16 protein-coding genes are annotated in these 17,495 nt (G+C 48.4%); 8 read left to right on the forward strand and 8 right to left on the reverse strand.

Annotated features, from left to right (window positions below; all coding sequences use genetic code 11):
• Positions 1 to 8 precede the first annotated feature (8 nt).
• The gene (locus H6F76_RS08485; RefSeq protein ID WP_190507428.1) at positions 9 to 257 is read right to left on the reverse strand and encodes a hypothetical protein; all 249 of its coding nucleotides are present in this window, start codon (positions 255 to 257) and stop codon (positions 9 to 11) included.
• Between H6F76_RS08485 and H6F76_RS08490 the strand changes: the two genes are divergently transcribed.
• Positions 236 to 1,786, forward strand: coding sequence for an MFS transporter (locus H6F76_RS08490; protein ID WP_199322005.1), 1,551 nt, complete (start codon positions 236 to 238; stop codon positions 1,784 to 1,786). The two genes, H6F76_RS08485 and H6F76_RS08490, sit on opposite strands and share 22 nt — an antisense overlap.
• 29 nt (positions 1,787 to 1,815) lie before the next feature.
• Complete coding sequence (moaA, locus tag H6F76_RS08495) at positions 1,816 to 2,802, forward strand: GTP 3',8-cyclase MoaA (protein ID WP_190507430.1); 987 nt, start codon at positions 1,816 to 1,818, stop codon at positions 2,800 to 2,802.
• 39 nt (positions 2,803 to 2,841) lie between these two features.
• On the opposite strand, the gene H6F76_RS08500 is transcribed toward moaA, so the two are convergent.
• On the reverse strand, positions 2,842 to 3,624 hold the full coding sequence (locus tag H6F76_RS08500) for an alpha/beta hydrolase-fold protein (RefSeq protein WP_190507432.1): 783 nt from the start codon (positions 3,622 to 3,624) through the stop codon (positions 2,842 to 2,844).
• A gap of 509 nt (positions 3,625 to 4,133) precedes the next feature.
• Between H6F76_RS08500 and H6F76_RS08505 the strand changes: the two genes are divergently transcribed.
• Together H6F76_RS08505 and H6F76_RS08510 are read left to right on the forward strand one after the other, a co-directional pair.
• Positions 4,134 to 4,442 carry a hypothetical protein gene (locus tag H6F76_RS08505; protein WP_190507434.1) on the forward strand — a complete coding sequence of 103 codons (309 nt, stop codon included), beginning with the start codon at positions 4,134 to 4,136 and terminating at the stop codon, positions 4,440 to 4,442.
• Positions 4,443 to 4,824: 382 nt separating this feature from the next.
• Complete coding sequence (locus H6F76_RS08510; RefSeq protein ID WP_190449075.1) at positions 4,825 to 5,028, forward strand: hypothetical protein; 204 nt, start codon at positions 4,825 to 4,827, stop codon at positions 5,026 to 5,028.
• Positions 5,029 to 5,036: 8 nt separating this feature from the next.
• Here H6F76_RS08510 and H6F76_RS08515 read toward each other — a convergent pair whose 3' ends face one another.
• Both H6F76_RS08515 and H6F76_RS08520 read right to left on the reverse strand, forming a co-directional pair.
• The gene (locus H6F76_RS08515; RefSeq protein WP_190507436.1) at positions 5,037 to 8,648 is read right to left on the reverse strand and encodes a PAS domain S-box protein; all 3,612 of its coding nucleotides are present in this window, start codon (positions 8,646 to 8,648) and stop codon (positions 5,037 to 5,039) included.
• Between the two features lie 374 nt (positions 8,649 to 9,022).
• A complete protein-coding gene (locus H6F76_RS08520) occupies positions 9,023 to 9,493 on the reverse strand; it encodes a hypothetical protein (protein ID WP_190449077.1) in 471 nt (156 codons plus the stop codon).
• 386 nt (positions 9,494 to 9,879) lie between these two features.
• On the opposite strand from H6F76_RS08520, the gene H6F76_RS08525 reads away from it, so the two are divergent.
• On the forward strand, positions 9,880 to 10,353 hold the full coding sequence (locus H6F76_RS08525) for a phycobilisome protein (protein WP_190507437.1): 474 nt from the start codon (positions 9,880 to 9,882) through the stop codon (positions 10,351 to 10,353).
• A gap of 87 nt (positions 10,354 to 10,440) precedes the next feature.
• Here H6F76_RS08525 and H6F76_RS08530 read toward each other — a convergent pair whose 3' ends face one another.
• Both H6F76_RS08530 and H6F76_RS08535 read right to left on the reverse strand, forming a co-directional pair.
• On the reverse strand, positions 10,441 to 11,253 hold the full coding sequence (locus H6F76_RS08530) for an alpha/beta fold hydrolase (RefSeq protein ID WP_190507438.1): 813 nt from the start codon (positions 11,251 to 11,253) through the stop codon (positions 10,441 to 10,443).
• A gap of 89 nt (positions 11,254 to 11,342) precedes the next feature.
• Positions 11,343 to 12,065: a lysophospholipid acyltransferase family protein gene (locus H6F76_RS08535; RefSeq protein ID WP_190449080.1), complete on the reverse strand. Its 723-nt coding sequence runs from the start codon at positions 12,063 to 12,065 to the stop codon at positions 11,343 to 11,345.
• Positions 12,066 to 12,938: 873 nt separating this feature from the next.
• On the opposite strand from H6F76_RS08535, the gene metG reads away from it, so the two are divergent.
• From metG to lptC, 3 genes are all read left to right on the forward strand, one after another.
• On the forward strand, positions 12,939 to 14,546 hold the full coding sequence (metG, locus tag H6F76_RS08540; protein ID WP_190507439.1) for a methionine--tRNA ligase: 1,608 nt from the start codon (positions 12,939 to 12,941) through the stop codon (positions 14,544 to 14,546).
• A 70-nt stretch (positions 14,547 to 14,616) separates the two neighbouring features.
• Complete coding sequence (locus H6F76_RS08545; protein ID WP_190449082.1) at positions 14,617 to 15,222, forward strand: NYN domain-containing protein; 606 nt, start codon at positions 14,617 to 14,619, stop codon at positions 15,220 to 15,222.
• A gap of 189 nt (positions 15,223 to 15,411) precedes the next feature.
• Positions 15,412 to 16,605 (forward strand): LPS export ABC transporter periplasmic protein LptC, encoded by a 1,194-nt coding sequence (gene lptC, locus H6F76_RS08550; RefSeq protein ID WP_190507440.1) that lies wholly within the window; start codon positions 15,412 to 15,414, stop codon positions 16,603 to 16,605.
• Between the two features lie 158 nt (positions 16,606 to 16,763).
• Here the strand turns inward: lptC and H6F76_RS08555 are convergent, their stop codons facing one another.
• Positions 16,764 to 17,165 carry a transcriptional regulator gene (locus H6F76_RS08555; protein ID WP_190507441.1) on the reverse strand — a complete coding sequence of 134 codons (402 nt, stop codon included), beginning with the start codon at positions 17,163 to 17,165 and terminating at the stop codon, positions 16,764 to 16,766.
• Positions 17,149 to 17,445 (reverse strand): type II toxin-antitoxin system HigB family toxin, encoded by a 297-nt coding sequence (locus H6F76_RS08560; protein WP_190507442.1) that lies wholly within the window; start codon positions 17,443 to 17,445, stop codon positions 17,149 to 17,151. Before H6F76_RS08560 ends, H6F76_RS08555 begins: the two co-directional genes overlap by 17 nt.
• Positions 17,446 to 17,495 lie beyond the last annotated feature (50 nt).

Here is a 17,495-nt window from a genome sequence, read left to right on the forward strand (position 1 = left end):
GATAGTTGCTATAAGCCATGATTGCGATCGGTCAACTGCTGGATAGGGGCATAGTAAGGCTGTAGCTCAACAGTATGTGCTGTATGCTCAACCGTTATTGGTACGAGCAATTTTTTCGCTGGAAACTCGATCTTGAGAATAGTGAGGCTGGATCTTGGGAGTAGTGAAGCTAGAACCGATCGCACCTGAATTATCCCCAGAGCAACAAGTCCATCGGTTAATATCGGTAGCTGCGTTGCCCATCGTAGAATTTCCATCCCCGATCGCGGCAAAAAAGGCGATTCGCACTAGTCTCACGGCTTCGACTCTCGATGGAGTGTTTGCGGCTATTTTCTTAAATGTTACTGGCGGTGTGCTGCTTAGTAACTTTTTGGTCGAGTTAGATGCCAGTCCTACAGAAGTAGGGTTGCTGTCGTCAATACCGATGTTGGCAAACCTGATTCAACCGCTGGGAGCGTTTCTGGGCAATCGCACCACTAGTCGTCATCGTTACTGCCTTTGGGTGTATGTCCCTTCGCGCTTGATCTGGCTACTTCTGGCAGCTGGTATTGCGTTTTCTAGCTGGCATGGTGTTGTGGATGCGCAGCAATTAGTTTGGTGGACGCTGGCGACCGTCTGCATGACGCACTTTATTGGTGCTTTGGGTGGAGCCTCCTGGTTGAGTTGGTTGGCATCGCTCGTACCACGTCGTCTGCGGGGACGTTATTTTGGCATTCGCAATTGTACTGCCAGCCTAACAAACCTCCTGTCCGTACCGCTTTTAGGTTTTGCCGTCTCTACCTTTCCAGGTGGTTCAGTACGAGGCTTTGGGGTTGTTTTGCTCTTGGGCATAGTAGCAGGCATCATCAGCTTGGGCTTTCAGTTTTTCATGGTGGATGTCAATCCACAACGGCAGCGGGAAGGGATCTGGGGAGCAGAGGAGAAGAAGCGAGCCAAGGTGGGGAGCACGGAAGCAGAGGAGGAACAGGGAGAAACTGAGGATGCAGAGAGCATTACTCAAGCATTAGTCCCTGCCCCACTCCCTACTGACCACTCGCCACTACTCTTCTTAAAAGACAAAAATTTCCTCTTCTTCCTGCTGTATTTCAGCGCCTGGATGTTTGCGGTAAATTTGAGTGCGCCATTTTTCAATCTATATATGCTAGATAACCTGGCGATCGATGTCAGTTGGGTTACGGTTTACAACAGTTTGCAAGCCGGAGCCATGATGGTGATGTTAGTCCTATGGGGCAGGCTTGCTGATCGCGTGGGCAATCGTCCGATTCTGCTTGCAGTCGGTATTTTAGTTGCCATCACACCGTTGTTATGGCTGGGAACGGGTACAAACTCGCTTTCGCTCTGGCTCTGGCTACCACTGCTGCATATTGTGGCGGGTGCAACATGGGCAGCGATCGACTTGTGCAGTAACAATCTTCAGCTTGGTGTGGCTCCAGTCCAGCAGCAGGCAACGTACTTTGCGATCGCGGCAGCTATAGCGGGGATTAGCGGTGCTGCGGGTACAACCGTTGGCGGTTTTCTAGCAGAATTTGCAAACTATGGTGGTATTCCAGGTCTGTTTGCGCTCTCAGCGATCGTGCGCTTGGTGGCACTCTTACCGCTCATACTGGTACATGAGCAACGGGGGCAATCGCTAAAGCAGATGATGCAAGTATTGTTTCCTTCCAGATCGAACCCAGCACTAGAAGCAACGGAAGCAGCAGCGCTAGAAGAACCAGTATTAGAGCCAGTGGCTGTTGAAGTGCCAGCGCTAGCAAGGTCAGCCCAATTGCATGATGCGACACACTGAACGGCTGCAAGATCCGCCACAATGGAAGCATGAACCAGGTTGACTATCTCCGCATTAGCCTTATCGATCGCTGCAACTTTCGCTGCCAGTACTGTATGCCAGAGGGCACAGACCTGACCTATGCTTTGCAACAGAATCTACTAACGCAAGAGGAGTTGTTGACCTTACTCCATGAAGTGTTTATCCCGGTTGGGTTTACCCGCTTTCGGCTAACTGGCGGCGAACCGCTGCTTCGTCCTGGCGTAGTGGAAATTGTGCAAGCGATCGCTCAGTTCCCTGAAACGCAAGACCTGTCTATGACGACGAATGCGTTTTTACTCGCTGGTATGGCGCGAGAGCTTTATAACGCAGGCTTACGGCGCATCAACATTAGTCTGGATTCACTGCAACCAGATGTATTTGACGCCATTATTGGTCATCACGGTCGTTCGCGTTGGCAGCAAGTATGGGATGGCATTCAGGCGGCGTATCAAGTCGGTTTCAATCCCCTGAAGCTTAACGTAGTCGTGATCCCCGGTGTCAATGATCAGGAAGTCTTAGACTTGGCAGCCTTGAGCATTGAGCGCGAATGGCACGTCCGCTTCATCGAATTTATGCCAATCGGCAACGATTACCTGTTTAGCGATCGCGGCTGGGTCAGTTCCGAAGAACTGCGGCAACGCATTCGCGACCGCTGGGGGCTAACCGATGGACAAGTACGCGGTAACGGTCCCGCTGATGTGTTCAGAATTCCTGGTGCGAAAGGCACGCTCGGCTTCATTAGCCAGATGTCAGAATGCTTCTGCGATCGCTGTAACCGGATGCGTCTCTCTGCTGATGGTTGGTTGCGTCCTTGCTTACTCAATGAAACGGGACAGCTTGATTTGAGAACAGCACTACGATCAGGCGTTCCCCTCGCCCAGCTCCGCCAACAGGTACGCGACTTGCTGCTGCTCAAACCAGAAATTAACTACAAAGAGCGTGATTCTGGCACAACAGGCACTTACAACCGTACCATGTCCCAGATTGGCGGGTAAGTGAATGTGTGACGGCGCGGAAAAGTTTTCATCGTTTTCTTATACGTGCGAGGGTTCTGCTTTTGGTTCTTCTAATAGCCAGCGCCAGATCTCAGGCAATCGTCGTTGCCACGAGGTTTCGTAGTGTGTTTCACCCTCTGCCAACAGAAAGTGAACTTCATGATCACTATAACCAAGCTGTTTGAGATGCTTGTAAAAGTCTCGTGTGACGGGCACATAGTCGAGCCAAGCCCCATAAAACGAATGTTGTTCCTGGCTACCCACGTAGAGATAAATTTTTGACCAAAGCTCAGTGTGCTGATCCCACAGCTTAAACATTTGATCGCCACCCCACATTAGCGCTGGAGAGAGTCCACTAATGCGCCCTACTGTGTTGGCGTACTTTTTGCCGATGTAAAGCGACAATAGTCCACCCATGCTAGAACCCATGACGCTCGTCCATTGTGGCTGTGGCAGCGTCCGATAGGTGCGATCGATGTACGGTTTAAGCTGGCTAACCAAAAATTGAGCGCACAGATCGCCCCGACCACCCGCCCAAGGCGAGTACTCAATCATGCGATCGCGCGTGCTGTCGATGCCCACAATAATCCAGGGGCGTAAGGTGCCTGCGCTAACCAGTGCCTCCATCGTCGTATTCGCGCACCAGGTATCAAAAGCGGCTGATTCAGGATGGGAAAAAACATTCTGCCCGTCCAGCATATATAGTACAGGAGAGGACTGGTTAGGCTGCTGCGTATAAGCTTCTGGTATGAAAATACGCAGCGTGCGTGTCATCCGCTCCACGTCAGAATAGAAGTCGCGGATGATAGTAATATTGCCCATAGTGCAGTGAAGAAGGGATAAACGACGTGCGATCGTGGTTGAGCAAGGCTTAGCTTGAAAAGCGTAAGTAGCCTTTCTATGTCAAGCGCGGATGCTTAAGTTGTTGTGATTCGGTCATTAATGATGCGATCGTTTTTGGATACAGTAACAACCAGCGAAATCCCCTACTAACTGCTCTAAAAAATAACAGTCTTAAACACAATTCGGCTTCCAGCAGTTGATAAGACAATGCTTCAAGTTTCCACTTGATGTTAAGGATTAGCTTAAGCCACAAGTCAACATCACTATGCTTTGTGCTAAGCCAATAAATGCTTGTGTCTAACTTCACATTGTTAAAACACCGGTTGAGCTAGCTCTTACAGCTAAAACGTCAGTGTCAACAGGTCGCTACGTTCCGTACATATCCTGAGACAAATTACTCCTACCCTAATAAAATCCTGGGATTTACCGTAGGGAGCAATTCTGCTAATGAAGTTAAATCAGGACATCTTCACTTGAGGATTGCTGTTATGTCTCTCGAATTGACTGTTGAAGATTTGCTCGTTCTCGAAAAGCATCGTCTAGACCGTCTCCGCTCTTGCTTTGCAGAAACACTGGCAGAATGTTTTCTGCACCTTAGTCAAAACAATACGCTAACGATCCATTGCGCAGAAGCCTGGATGGTTGACCAGCTTTTGAGTGAAATCGATCGGCTACGTAGCGCAGTGTGGGTCATTACGGGTGCTCAGCGGCTGTCCGTTTGTTTTGCTCAAGAAGAAGTTTACCGAACCTCAACTCGTCAAGCACACAAAAGATCTAAGCGGCTTCAGAGCGCTTAAATAGCTGCCAGTATAGGATGCCAAGGCTTGAGTCAGCATTAACATACTGTTACTGACCACACTCTCTGGCAAAGGATGAGGGATGAAGAGAAACCCTTGCTCAAAGGAAGTTTCAAGGTTAATGTTTGTCCTAACGTTCTCTTCGTCTGCTAGACATATCTCTACTAAGAAACAAGCTGTAGCGATCAACGCAGCACTGATCGCGAAAGACAACGGCTGGCAGCGGCATAGCTTCTGAGCTATCTATGTATTTTCACCTGATCGGATGAATCTTTTGGGTGGAGCAAACCACGTCATTCATGAGCGAAGCTATCTCTATAAAGATTACATGAAGTGATGCTTGCAACATGAGCACCACTGCATGAGAAGGAGATTGCTATCTATGACCCCATCAAATGGCTCCAACCGACTCACCATTGCGCAGGTGATCGATCGCATTATGCGTTCTGGCAGAATTACCCGCTTAGATAAGGACTTTTTCTTTCACGCCATGCTTGCTGAAGTGCCACTTACTCAAGCAGAGCAGAATCAGGTCAGAAACGTCTTTGATCGCTTGAGTATGGGGCTTCTGCGCGTTGTTGAGTAACTCGCGGTTTAGCTGACTTGTGGACTGAGTTGCACCATGCTGGGTATGAAAGAGCAAGTAGGCACGGGTAGCTGAATGGAGAAGTGCGTCCAACCATTACGGCTCTCAACTAAGATAACGCCTTCCAGCTGGGCAATCAGACACTGTACCAGTGCTAGCCCCAGACCAGTCCCGCCTTGCTTCCAGGGATCAGCATTGGGCACGCGGTAAAACTTTTCAAAGATATGTGGCAGTTCTGAGGCAGGGATCTCAGCTTGATTAGCAACCGTAAAGACGATGTAGGGCAAAACTTCATACGTATTAGCATCGGATGCTGGGTCATACTCAACCATTAACGTTACTGCCCTTCCAGGAGACGTATATTTACAGGCGTTGTTGAGCAACTCAGCGATTACCCTTTGTAGCGTTGCCTTGTCGGTTGTTATGGTTGGAAAAATGGTTGGTAGTTGTACGGTCAGTGTCTGCTGTCGATCGTCTGTACGCGAATAAAACGGCTCAACGATCGTCGCAAGGCACTCTTGTAGATCAACCTGTTCCAGAGCCACAGGGTATGCTGCTGCCTCCAGTCGTTGCAAGTCGAGCAAATCATTAATGAGTTCGATTTCGCGTAGGCATTCTGCTTGCAGAATATCAAGGTAACGAGCCTGCCGCTCCGGTGCCGTAACGGTTTTCAGCATGTGAATTGCCATCTTCATGTTAGACATGGGTGTCCGCAATTCGTGGGAAACCGTGCTGAGAAAGTCATCTTTGAGTTGGTTGAGTTCTTCTAGCGCCGCAACTTGCGCCTGGGCAGCCTGATAGAGACGCGCTTGCCGAATCGCGATCGCACACTGGTTTGCGACTTGCTGCACCAGCCGGATCTCCTGGCTTGTAAAGATGTCGTCAGCGGGTCGGAAAAGCCACAAATCGCCAATGACGCCTTGATCGTCTACCATGGGACACGTCAGGATGGAATTTCTTTTGCCTAAGAGCCGTGGTTCACAGGACTGGATACGACAAAATTGAAAGCATTGCTCCCGTAATAACCAATCGTAGACCTCAGCCAGACTGTCCATCTTGACGGTAAGCCCATTGGCGGTCGGGAGGTCTGACAGGATATGTTCGTAGCAAACGGTAGACGTGCGTTGCTCAAGGTCGTAGAGTGCGGCATCACAACCCATAATCTTCAACCCCGATGCCAGTTCTTGCACGGCAGTTTGCAAAATGCGGTCTTCGTCTAGACTGTCGCGTACTGAGTCCGTAATGCGCTTTAAGGTCGCTTCAAACCGTAACGCCTGTTGAAGTTGAGCGGTGCGATCGTGGACTTGAGCTTCCAGTGCTGTGTTAAGCTGCTGCACCTGACAATAGAGTTCTGCCTGCTGAATAGCAATTGAAACCTGGGTTGCCAGTTGCTCTAGTAGCTCCATTTCAAACGTTTCCCAGTGTCGTTCAGTTGCACACTGATGTACTACCAGCACGCCCCAAATAGTCTTTCCATGCAAAATCGGCACGGCTAAAGCGGCTTTCACCTGCCATACTTCCAGAAACTGCCGAAACACATTATTAGAGTCAAGGTCTTGCACATTAGCAAGCACCAAATTTTTACCCTGCTCGTACTCCTGTTGCCGTTGCTGCACCCAGTTTTCCTGCACGTTCAGCCCTATCATTGGCTGCCAACACGTATCAACAGATTCAGCCGTGACTCGTCTACCGTTTCTTGGCTCCACCACAAAAAGGACAACTCGATCGGCTTTTAAGAATTGCCGCACCTCAGATACAGTTGTGTTCAACGTTTCCTTTAAATCCAACGAGTTGCGAATGCGTTGAGCGATCGTACCCACCAATCGTTCGCGTTCAGCTTGCTGGCGCAGTGCTTCTTCAAAACGTTTGCGATCAGTAATGTCCATCGAAATGCCCAGCGTTCTTACAGGCATACCCGCTTCGTCGTGAAAGGTATGGCTTCGCTCCGCAATCCAGCGAATACTGCCATCTGGATGAACAATCCGAAATTCTTTGCTGTAGTTCGCTGCCTGTTGGCTCTGCAAAAGAATGTGCATCCTAACAGCTTCGCGATCGTCAGGATGGACACAGTCAAGAAACGCTGCCTCTGTAGCGTCGGAAGTATCTGGCACCACACCAAACAAGTGTTTGCAGCTATCTGACCAATTATTTATGCCTGTCTTCTGTTCGTAGTCCCATGTTCCCATCTGCGTTGTTTCAAGCGTCAGCTTAAAGCGTTCCTGGCTCTCTAATAGTGCCGCTTCTGCCTGTTTTCGCTCCGTAATATCTTTTGTAAAACAGTGAAAACCAATCAGCCGATCGTGCCAGTCATGTGCCGCCACCATGACCTTTTCGCTGTAAAAGGTCGAGCCATCCTTACGTAAGCCCATGACCTCCACTTCAGCTTTGCCTTCAATCATCATCTGCTGATACGCTGCCACCACGCTATGAATACAATCGGGATGCACTGTTTGCTGCCAAACCATCCCAATCATTTCTTCTTGTTGATAGCCAAGGGCAGTGGCATACGCCCGGTTTAAGGCAACGTATTGTCCGTCGATATTGACGCGAGCAATACCCTCGACTGCATTACCAAGCGCGGTGCTCATCTCTAATAGTTCTGCCTGTGCATGCTTGCGATCGGTAACATCCAGAAAAAATAAGGACATCCCATCGGCAGAAGGAAACAGCCGGACATCAAACCAGGCATTAAGGGACGGGTGAAACTCCTCAAACGTGACTGGCACCTGCTCTGCCATCGCACGGTGATACTCCTGATCTAAGACAGAGCCGACAAGATCGGGAAAGACATCCCAAAGGCTTTGTCCCAGCAGATCTTCTGGCGATCGCCGACAAAGTTGTGCTGCCTGCTGATTCACATAGGTCAGTCGCCACTGTTTATCTAACGACATAAAAGCATCCGTGATGCTTTCGAGAATATTGACCGTTTGCCGATTGGCAACAAGCAAGGCTTCTTCGGCACGTTTGCGTTCGGTAATATCGTGGCAGTTGATAACGACACCACGAATCGCTGGCACATCTAACAAGCTCGTTGCCACTGCTTCAAAAAAGCACCATGCGCCATTGCGGTCTCGTACACGGTACTCGATCACAGGCTGACTAACGTTGGGGTTCTTGATTGCCTGCTCAAGCACAGTGATGATGAGCGGCACATCGTCTGGATGTACAAACTCTGTAGTGCTGTAGCCAACGACATCCTGCATGGTATAGCCCAGGACTTTTGCGGCAGAAGGGCTGCAATACCGAAAAATTCCCTTCCGATCCAGCACCACAATGATGTCAGTGGCGTTCTCAATCAGCGATCGAAACCGTTGCTCACTCTCCTGCAACGCTTTTTCAGCGCGTCTACGCTCAACAATTTCCTGCCGCAACCGACTGTTTGTGTCGAGCAAATCAGCCGTCCGCTCGAGAATCAGCTCTTCAAGCGACTTAAGATAGTGGGTGTGATTGGCACTCACTGCCACACCACGAGTCGAATCACTCAGCAACGAATGACAAAGCATCTTCAGCTCAGTCTGCTGGCGCTCGGCTTCTGCTGTTAATAAGATGTGTTGTAGTTGCTCAAACGCTGCTTCGCTCTGGCAACAATCGCGCAAGCTTTCAAGATATTCAGGTTTCATTGCAGCGGCTAAAGGCGTAGAACGACTATGAGCACTTGATCTTCAGCATAAGGTCTTTAAAGATAATGAGAACCGCCCCATCGTCATGGCTGCATGATCGCACTCAGTCATACTGCTTAGGAAGCCGCTTTGCTGCTGACAAACTATGTTTCAACCACTAAACGGTATGAAGCTGACTTTAATTAGAAGGGGATATGAAGTAAAGAGATGGAAAACACCCAACACTCACTATAGGGAGTATGCCCAAGCTTTTCTCAGTACTAACACGAATTATCTTTGACTTTACTGAGAGTATTACTTAGTCACTACCGTAAAACCACGGGTCGTTCAAGTAACCTGTAAATACTAAACCGGTTTACAACTCAGACAGTGAACTACAGCCATTGGCGGATGGTCTGACCCAGGGTTCCCAGGTAGTTCATTTCAGGGAGTACAAGTGGATCTGTAGTAAAGACGTAATAAATATTGCCTTCGTCGCTTACTTCAAACGTGGCAGAAAATTCTTTTGCCCAATCATCTAAATGCTGACGTGCGATCGCAGGTTCTAAGCGAGCGTTTGCCGCAAAATTGAGCACAGATACTCTACCGTGGCTGGCATGAAGAAGCTGAAAGAAGCGCTCACGCAGTGCCTGCCGCTCTAACTTAGAACTAGCATGCAATAACCAACCGCCCAGAGATGCAGGAGCAAGCCCAAAGGAGATAAGGGCGATCACCAAAGCTGCCAAAAGACCGCCAGTAGCGTGACTAAGCAAAATCGCAGTTACTAGCGCGATCGAGGTAGTACCGCCACCATAAAGAAACAGCGCACCCACTACCTTGCTTACCTTGCTCCAAATTCGACTCATAGCATCAGCCCGCAACTATATTTTCCATTCTCGCTTCTAAGCTGCCGTGCCTACATCAGCACTACGGTACGGGTTGCCGCACTGCCCTAAGGACGAATGGGTGAAAGTGCACAATCATGCCGTTGTCACTCTTACCGTTGATTTTTTTCCTGATCAAACAGCAATGGACTCAAACGCGGTACATCAAGAAGCAATACGATGTGTTGCGAATCGCTGCATTATGTTCAAGCTATTTCTAAAGGTGGGCAAATTAAAAGGGCAAGAATAATTTGCGATCGTGCTGCATCAACTAGCCTCTAGGAAGCGGTCGATCGCAGAAACAATTATGACTAGCAAGGTGCATCTGATGCACGCTCATATTGATATACACTCCAGCACGGCTCACTATGCACACCCTTAATCACAAACTGGAAAAAAGTATTTTGGAAGCGGATGGACGCTATCTTGGCGCTCAGGAGCTTTCTCAGTTGGAGCATTATGCTCGAAGCTATGCCGTGCGTCTGCAAACCTATCAGCAGCTACGCGACAACAGCGACAAGTTCATTCTCCAAGCGCTTCGCAAGCTAGCACAGAGCTATCCAGAACTGATTCAACAGCACGGGCAGCGCTGCAAATATGACATGACTGAGGTGTTACGCTATGTAGCGCTATCCATCTTACGGGATGACGAAATCTTCTTTAAAGAACAAATAATGTCCTGGTTAGATACAATCTTGCTGGCACACAAACGCACAGCCCACTGCGTCCTCGCTTACCGTTACTTACAAGAAGCGATCGCCACAGCCCTTTCTAACGATGCTTTAGCGATGACCCGTCCTTACTTTGATCTGATTACGCAGTCATTAGAAGCGCACGTTTGAGCATAGAAGTAGGAGTAAGAGGAGAGGAGCTGAGAAGCGTTACTCAAAACTTAGAACTCAAAACTCTTCTCCCTCATCCCTTTCTTTTCAGTGCGATCGCGATAGCTCTTGACTATGTTTCACCAAAAAATCTTGGGCTTCCATAATTTCATACAGGTTCACCCCTGCCTCTAGCAAACAAGCATGACCACTATGGGGCAATACAACAGTTTGGGCATTGGGAAAAAACCTAGCTAAATGCTCAACCTCTGCTAATGAGGGCAAGAGGCGATCAGCAGCACTAGCTAGCAGCAAAATTGGCTGCTGAAGCTGCTGGAACTGCTCATCATCAACATCAAAGTCGCTCAACAGTGAGAGCCGCCAGATCGAGGTACGCTGGGGCACAGAGAGCACTGCATCATAAAACGCCTGTCGATCGCCCTCTGTCACTCGTCCCAAATACGCCAAAAAGGGCATCAACGTGATCGAGGACAGCCGATAGACAAATTCTGGAACCCAGCGTGTGACTTGTGCTCCCCACATCACCAGAGGTTTACGGCGAAACGAAGAGGCAGGGTTAACCAGAATGATACGGTCAAAAAGCTGTGGCGCATGCAGCGCGACTTTCATTGCCAAGCAACCCCCAAACGACTCACCGCACAAGTAAACTGGGCGATCGGGCGACTGCTGCAATTCTGCCTCAATCAGCGCAACCACGTTTTCAGTTAAAACCTGCCAGTTGGTCAAATCATCCGGTGGAATCGCGAGGCAACGCACATCAAACGCTGATTCCAGTCCAGCTGTTTGCGCTCGCAGAAGGCGACCAGTGCCATCCATGCCAGGCAAAAAGACAAACAATGGATAATCTGGTTGCAACCGCTGTGGCGTGAGAAAGCAGGGATGGCTTTGAACGTTTGGCATGGTGAAAGGGGGAGAGGGTTGAAGAGTAAGGGGAGAGAGTACCTTTAAATTCAGAATTCCTTTTGCTCTTGCCTTCTGAGTTTAGGGTCCTAGTAGCTTCCCTGGCGCAACAAGTCATCAATTTCGTTGCGACACTGCTGGGTTAGTTCAGTCACAAGGGCTTTCGCTTGTTTGCCCTGATAGTGCTGGCGCTGCGCTGGGCTGATCCACTGAGGGCGACCCACCAAAAGATTAACTCGTTGGTAAATAACCATTGGGTGCCAACCCTCCTGCGAAAAAAGTGGCTCTGAGGGGTCAAAAAAACTCAGCAGCCTCAGGGGAACCGCCGCATTTGTGGCTTCAGCATCGGACACGATCGCTACAGGCAGCACCACCAAATCTTGTACCGGAGCACGTAGCGCCAAGTGAGCAAAACCACGCTGAAACACGCCTACTTGCTTGGGTAGCGTCTGCTTTACCATCGGTTCAGCACCTTCTGGGAAAAGCCCCACCACTTGCTGGCTCTGTAAAAGCTGTACTGCCTGATTAAAGAAAGTTTGCTGTCGGTGCTCCGGCAGATCTAGTGGAAAGCAGCCCATTTTTTCAACAATGTCTCGCATCACAGGCACCTGACCCATGTAGTGATGACAAGCAAAGCGGATCGGGCGATTCAAGGCAGCCATCAAGAGTGGAGCATCGAGAAAGCTGCGATGGTTGCTGACAAGGAGTACGGGTCCAGCTTGAGGAATACGGTCTTGATGCTGCGTATAGAGGCGTATTCCTAACGCTGCAAGCAGAAGACGCGAAAGCTGAAGTGGTTGAGCTGAAGGCATGGGGCAAGCCAAAAAAATCAGGAAGCAAGGCTAAGAGGGGAATGCGTTACATTGCTTTACATAGCCTAACAGCAATTGTAAGGACGATCGCGGCATTGCAGTATCGCAGGCTAACCAAGCGAGGCAACCGATTCATTTTACGCTGCTGACCCATGCTTTACCGCTGCCAGAAGAGGTAGGCAAGAAAATCTGTTTTTATAACCGTTTCCACTTGAGTCAGCCAAACTTATCTGATCGCTTGCTTCTCCCCCTTATCTATGTTTCAGTAACCCATCTAAATTTACTGTCAGGCTTATCAGTCGTTCAGAGGCGATCCTAAGCTCTTTCTAGGCAAAAATTACGTACGTCTAAAACTCTGGTGCTTGCATCTGGCTACAATGCGAACGCAAAGTTTAGGCGGTACACACGCTGCTAAATACATTACGTATTGCGATGACGAGTTTCAAACATGCTTTACCACCATTCTTGCTACCCTTAGCCATTCAGTAGGACACGATATTGCTCTAGCACCGCTCTGTTACTGGCTATTACCTCAATGTCAGGTGACACCTTTTCAATTTCATATTGGTATGAGTTCAGCTAGTCTGATGATTAACTTAAGATTTTCTTAGCTGTGAAACTGCTGTTTCTAGCTAGAATTAACAGATTAAGTCATCCTTTTCGATTGGGCGAAGAGCAAATAGTTTAGGAAGAGCACACAATTTAGGTGATTAGCTGCTGCATCAACCTTGATTTTTAGTGCTAGTTGGTCTGTGCTAGTAATCGAGCGAAATGCTAGAAGTAGTGTTCTCAACCACTAGCTATATCACGTTGAACCTTAAGCTAGAAGTCTCTTCTATTTTTCCGTAGTATTTGTTTTTTCGTTCAAATCGTATGAATTCTCAGTCGATAGCTAGTAATCCATTTACCATTACAACGCCACTCTATTATGTAAATGGATTGCCTCACGTTGGCAGTGCCTACCCAACAATCGCTGCTGATGCGATTGCTCGTTTTCGGCGCTTGCAGGGTAAGTCTGTGCTGATGATTACAGGCACAGATGAGCACGGGCAGAACATACAGCGGACGGCTGAAAGCCGAGGGTTGCAGCCGCAAGAACACTGTGATCAGATCGCTGCAAGCTTTAAAGCCCTCTGGCAGCAGTACAACATTCAGTACGATCGCTTTATTCGCACGACTGATCCCCGCCATGAGGCAATCGTTAATGAGTTTTTTCAGCGTGTCTGGGATCACGGTGACATCTATTTAGGGCGGCAGCAAGGCTGGTATTGCCTTTCCTGCGAAGAGTTCAAAGAAGAGCGAGATTTGCTAGATGATCATCGCTGCTCGATTCATACCAATCGTGTAGCTGAGTGGCGCAACGAAGAAAACTACTTTTTTCGATTGTCAAAGTATCAAGGTCAGCTAGAGGCTTTGTATGCCAAGCAGCCTGACTTTATTCAACCAGAGGCACGTCGTAACGAAGTCCTTAGCTTTGTGAGTCAAGGCTTGCAAGACTTTTCAATCTCTCGCGTTAATCTCGATTGGGGCATTCGAGTACCGAACGATCCCAAACACACGATTTACGTTTGGTTTGATGCGCTCTTGGGCTATGTAACGGCTCTACTAAAACCCGATGAGGAGCCAACCTTGGAGAATGCCCTCAAGCGCTGGTACCCGATCGACACCCATTTGATTGGTAAGGATATCCTGCGGTTTCATGCAGTTTATTGGCCCGCTATGCTGCTATCGGCTGAGTTGCCGCTGCCAGGACGCATTTTTGGGCATGGACATTTAACCAAAGACGGACAAAAAATGGGCAAAACGCTGGGTAATGTGCTTGATCCAGTTGCCTTAGTCGAACGCTACGGGTCAGATGCCGTTCGCTATTATTTTCTTAAAGAGATTGAATTTGGGCGTGACGGTGATTTTAACGAAACGCGCTTTATCAACACGTTGAATGCAGATCTAGCAAACGATTTGGGCAATCTGCTTAATCGCACGCTGAGAATGGCTTATAAGTACTGCGGTGCAATCGTTCCAGAGCTGTTACCTGACGCAATTCAAGCAGAGAATACGTTGATGGCGATCGGTATTGGTTTGGGCGATCGTGTCACGCAGGCATACGACGCTCTTGCCTTTAGCGAAGCCTGTGAGGCAATTCTAAGCCTGGTGAAAGCTGGCAACAAGTACATTGATGACCAAGCACCGTGGTCACTTCACAAGCAAGGTCAACAACAGGCAGTTGAACAAATTTTGTACACTGTATTAGAGTCAGTCAGACTTGCGGCATACCTCTTAGCGCCGATCACGCCACAGCTTAGTACAGCGGTCTACCAGCAGTTGGGCTTTTCAGTTAACTTCAATGAACACACGTTAATTCATATTGCCGCTCCGTTTGCAACTCATGCCGGTTGGGGAACACTTCCTCCAAAGCAGGCTCTGGGTGAACCTCAACCTGTATTTCAACGCTTAGAAGTTTTAGAAGCCGTTTCGTCCTAAGCAGACCGAAGGAGACTCAACGGTTGCTCATTGATTAAAAATCCCCTCATAAAATCAAGGTTTAGTACTAATGTTAAGTAACAGTTTTGAGAATGAATCCGTTTTTACTCAGGAACAAGTTCTTGAGAACCGTGGTCGAGTCGCTATTTTTATCGACGGTTCCAACTTGTTTTATGCGGCTTTGCAACTGGGGATCGAAATTGACTACACCAAGCTTCTCTGCCGATTAACGGCTGGTTCGCGGCTGTTGCGTTCGTTTTTCTATACGGGTGTTGATCGCACAAACGAAAAGCAACAAGGGTTTTTGCTGTGGATGCGGCGTAATGGCTATCGGGTGATTTCTAAAGATTTGGTTCAATTGCCTGATGGCTCTAAAAAAGCAAATCTAGATGTTGAAATTGCAGTTGATATGATGTCGCTGGTTGGCTCTTACGATACTGCTGTTCTAGTCAGTGGTGATGGCGATCTTGCCTACGCGGTCAATGCAGTAAGCTATCGCGGGGTGCGCGTGGAAGTAGTAAGCCTGCGATCGATGACCAGCGACAGTTTGATCAATGTTGCCGATCGCTACATTGATTTGGACAACATTAAAGAAGACATTCAAAAAACGCCGCGCAGCTACACCTATCGTCCTCTCTCCAGCATTGGGTTGATGGAAAACGTGGAAGACGAATAAACAGACTGTTGCAGGTTACTAGAAGAACCCTGTCGCTCTAGGCTGAACTTTTGAGCCGCACTTGGAGTCTTGAGCATTAGACAATAGACGCTTAACTGTAGACTGGATCAGCTAACTTTAGACAGACAGTTGGCTAGGTTCCTCTATAGTTGAGTCGTCTGCTGTCTAGTTTCTAACCCTGCCGCTGCTATGATTCCCATGCCCATTCTGTCTCTTCTTCAGCGCGATCGTACTAGCCAAAGCAACCAGAGGCAGAGGGGTATCCGTTCCCCACTACTGTATGCGTTGCTGCTGACTATACTCTGTACAACGACTGCCTGTGGCAATCGCAATCGCACTGCCGACAAAATTGCTCAAGATACCCAGCAGGCACAAGATTTTGATAACAGCCTCACCTTTAATGCCGTAACGCTCGAAGAGTTCGACAAGAAGGGGCGACTGTGGTGGAAGGTGAAGGCAGCGCAGGCAAGCTATAGCAAAGACAAAAAGGTTGCCCGCCTCCAGCAGCCAGCAGGTGAATTTTTTCAGGATGGCGTGTCTGTTTTGCAGGTTAAAGGGCAACAGGGTGAAGTCCAGCAAAACGGTCAGACAATCTTTTTACGTGGAAAGATTACGGCTACTGATACTCGCGATGGCTTAGTAATGAAGGGCGATGAGCTGGAATGGCAACCGCGTAAGGAGTTGGTGATTGTTCGCAACAACTTAACCGGAACTCATCGCCAAATGAAAATCGCTGCCAAAGAGGGGCGTTTGTTTACTCGCACACAACGGCTGGAATTGCAGGGTCAAGTGACGGCACAGGCAATCAACCCAGATTTAACCTTCCAGTCTGAGCGTGCGATCTGGCAGATCAAGCAGCAAACTTTAACGAGCGATCGCCCTTTGCAGATCGATCGCTTTAATAAAACAGTACTGACCGATCGGGCAACTGCAAATACGGGCGTGGCAGACCTTAAGGCAAAAACAGTCACGCTTAAACAGAATGCTCGGTTGACACTTACTAACCCACCAACTCAACTTGCTAGCAATAGTCTAGTTTGGGATTTACAAAGACAGACGGTAGCATCTGACCAATTACTGACGATCAATAACAGTCAACAGCAAGTTGCCCTCAGCGGTAATGAGGGTCGTATTGATCTCAAAGCGAAAATGCTTTATCTCGAAGGCGATGTGCGTGGCATTGGTACAAAGAATCAAGCCCAACTCAACTCCGATCGCTTGAACTGGAATATGGTCACGCAGAAGTTCGAGGCAGACGGTAATTTTCGCTATCGCCAGGGGCAGCCACCGTTAAACCTGGCAGGACCGAGAGCAACTGGCACACTCCGCGACCAAAATATCCTAGTGGGTGGCGGCAGAGTTGTCACAGAATTTACTCCTTGAAGGACAACAAGGAAGCGGAGCGTGAAAAGAGAGAATCGTACAGTAAGGCTAAACCAAAGTCCAATGCTGGCAGCGGTTCTGATAGCCGCTATCTCTGCGATCGCAGCAAGTTAACAGGCTCACTTCTTTAAGTGGTGAAAGCTTTTTTGAGATTAATGTTAAATAAACAACCCAGGATCAACATGAAAAAATGCGCCTAGCGCCCTTGCTTGAAAGGTGCTGATTTCGCGATCGCCATTCATAATTGCTGCCAGTGCGTCTTCAGAGCCAAGTAAATTGACTAAATCTGGTGGCTTAAGCTGACGTTGATCCATTAAAAACAGCAGCCTCGAACGAGGCGTTGAGGCATCACCAGGCAAGTAATGGTCTTGCTCAAACTTTTCAATGAGTGTGATCAGCAGCGCAAAAAGCTCATTTTCTTCTGGGCTACGGTTTGGGCGATGCATTAATACTTCTACGATCGCCAGAGCCTGTTCGTTTTCTGCCTCAGTCCGAATCAGCCTTGGCTGATATTGAGCTAAAAGCTCACCGTATTTCTTTGAATCAAAAGTAGGAGCCATTCTGTTGCTGCTCCTTGTACTCTGCATGAGTCAGAAGGTGCTTGAGGTAGATTAATTGCCCTTCGTAATTAATGCTCACAATTAAACGATACTGCTTTCCCTTAAGGCTAAACACTGTAAAGTGATTAATCACTTCAGCCTGCGGAAAAACTGACTGAATCCCACTTAAATTAGACCAATTCGCCCTGCTTGCAACCTTGAGCCAATCATCCAAAACACCACAATTATCAGAATGCTTTTTACCAAAGTCACGAAATTGCTTGTAACGGATGACGTGCATTTTAAGGACAATTACACTTCCTAAGTGACTTTCATTGTAATTACATCAAT

The sequence above is a fragment of the Leptolyngbya sp. FACHB-321 genome (assembly GCF_014695975.1).
GTDB lineage: Bacteria > Cyanobacteriota > Cyanobacteriia > Leptolyngbyales > Leptolyngbyaceae > Stenomitos.

What these genes read in the sequence shown, in the direction of transcription:
- H6F76_RS08485 (WP_190507428.1), bottom strand. Translation starts at nt 257, where the DNA reads ATGGAAATTCTACGATGGGCAACGCAGCTACCGATATTAACCGATGGA.
- moaA (WP_190507430.1), top strand. Translation starts at nt 1,816, where the DNA reads ATGAACCAGGTTGACTATCTCCGCATTAGCCTTATCGATCGCTGCAAC.
- H6F76_RS08500 (WP_190507432.1), bottom strand. Translation starts at nt 3,624, where the DNA reads ATGGGCAATATTACTATCATCCGCGACTTCTATTCTGACGTGGAGCGG.
- H6F76_RS08505 (WP_190507434.1), top strand. Translation starts at nt 4,134, where the DNA reads ATGTCTCTCGAATTGACTGTTGAAGATTTGCTCGTTCTCGAAAAGCAT.
- H6F76_RS08510 (WP_190449075.1), top strand. Translation starts at nt 4,825, where the DNA reads ATGACCCCATCAAATGGCTCCAACCGACTCACCATTGCGCAGGTGATC.
- H6F76_RS08515 (WP_190507436.1), bottom strand. Translation starts at nt 8,648, where the DNA reads ATGAAACCTGAATATCTTGAAAGCTTGCGCGATTGTTGCCAGAGCGAA.
- H6F76_RS08520 (WP_190449077.1), bottom strand. Translation starts at nt 9,493, where the DNA reads ATGAGTCGAATTTGGAGCAAGGTAAGCAAGGTAGTGGGTGCGCTGTTT.
- H6F76_RS08525 (WP_190507437.1), top strand. Translation starts at nt 9,880, where the DNA reads ATGCACACCCTTAATCACAAACTGGAAAAAAGTATTTTGGAAGCGGAT.
- H6F76_RS08530 (WP_190507438.1), bottom strand. Translation starts at nt 11,253, where the DNA reads ATGCCAAACGTTCAAAGCCATCCCTGCTTTCTCACGCCACAGCGGTTG.
- H6F76_RS08535 (WP_190449080.1), bottom strand. Translation starts at nt 12,065, where the DNA reads ATGCCTTCAGCTCAACCACTTCAGCTTTCGCGTCTTCTGCTTGCAGCG.
- metG (WP_190507439.1), top strand. Translation starts at nt 12,939, where the DNA reads ATGAATTCTCAGTCGATAGCTAGTAATCCATTTACCATTACAACGCCA.
- H6F76_RS08545 (WP_190449082.1), top strand. Translation starts at nt 14,617, where the DNA reads ATGTTAAGTAACAGTTTTGAGAATGAATCCGTTTTTACTCAGGAACAA.
- lptC (WP_190507440.1), top strand. Translation starts at nt 15,412, where the DNA reads ATGATTCCCATGCCCATTCTGTCTCTTCTTCAGCGCGATCGTACTAGC.
- H6F76_RS08555 (WP_190507441.1), bottom strand. Translation starts at nt 17,165, where the DNA reads ATGGCTCCTACTTTTGATTCAAAGAAATACGGTGAGCTTTTAGCTCAA.
- H6F76_RS08560 (WP_190507442.1), bottom strand. Translation starts at nt 17,445, where the DNA reads ATGCACGTCATCCGTTACAAGCAATTTCGTGACTTTGGTAAAAAGCAT.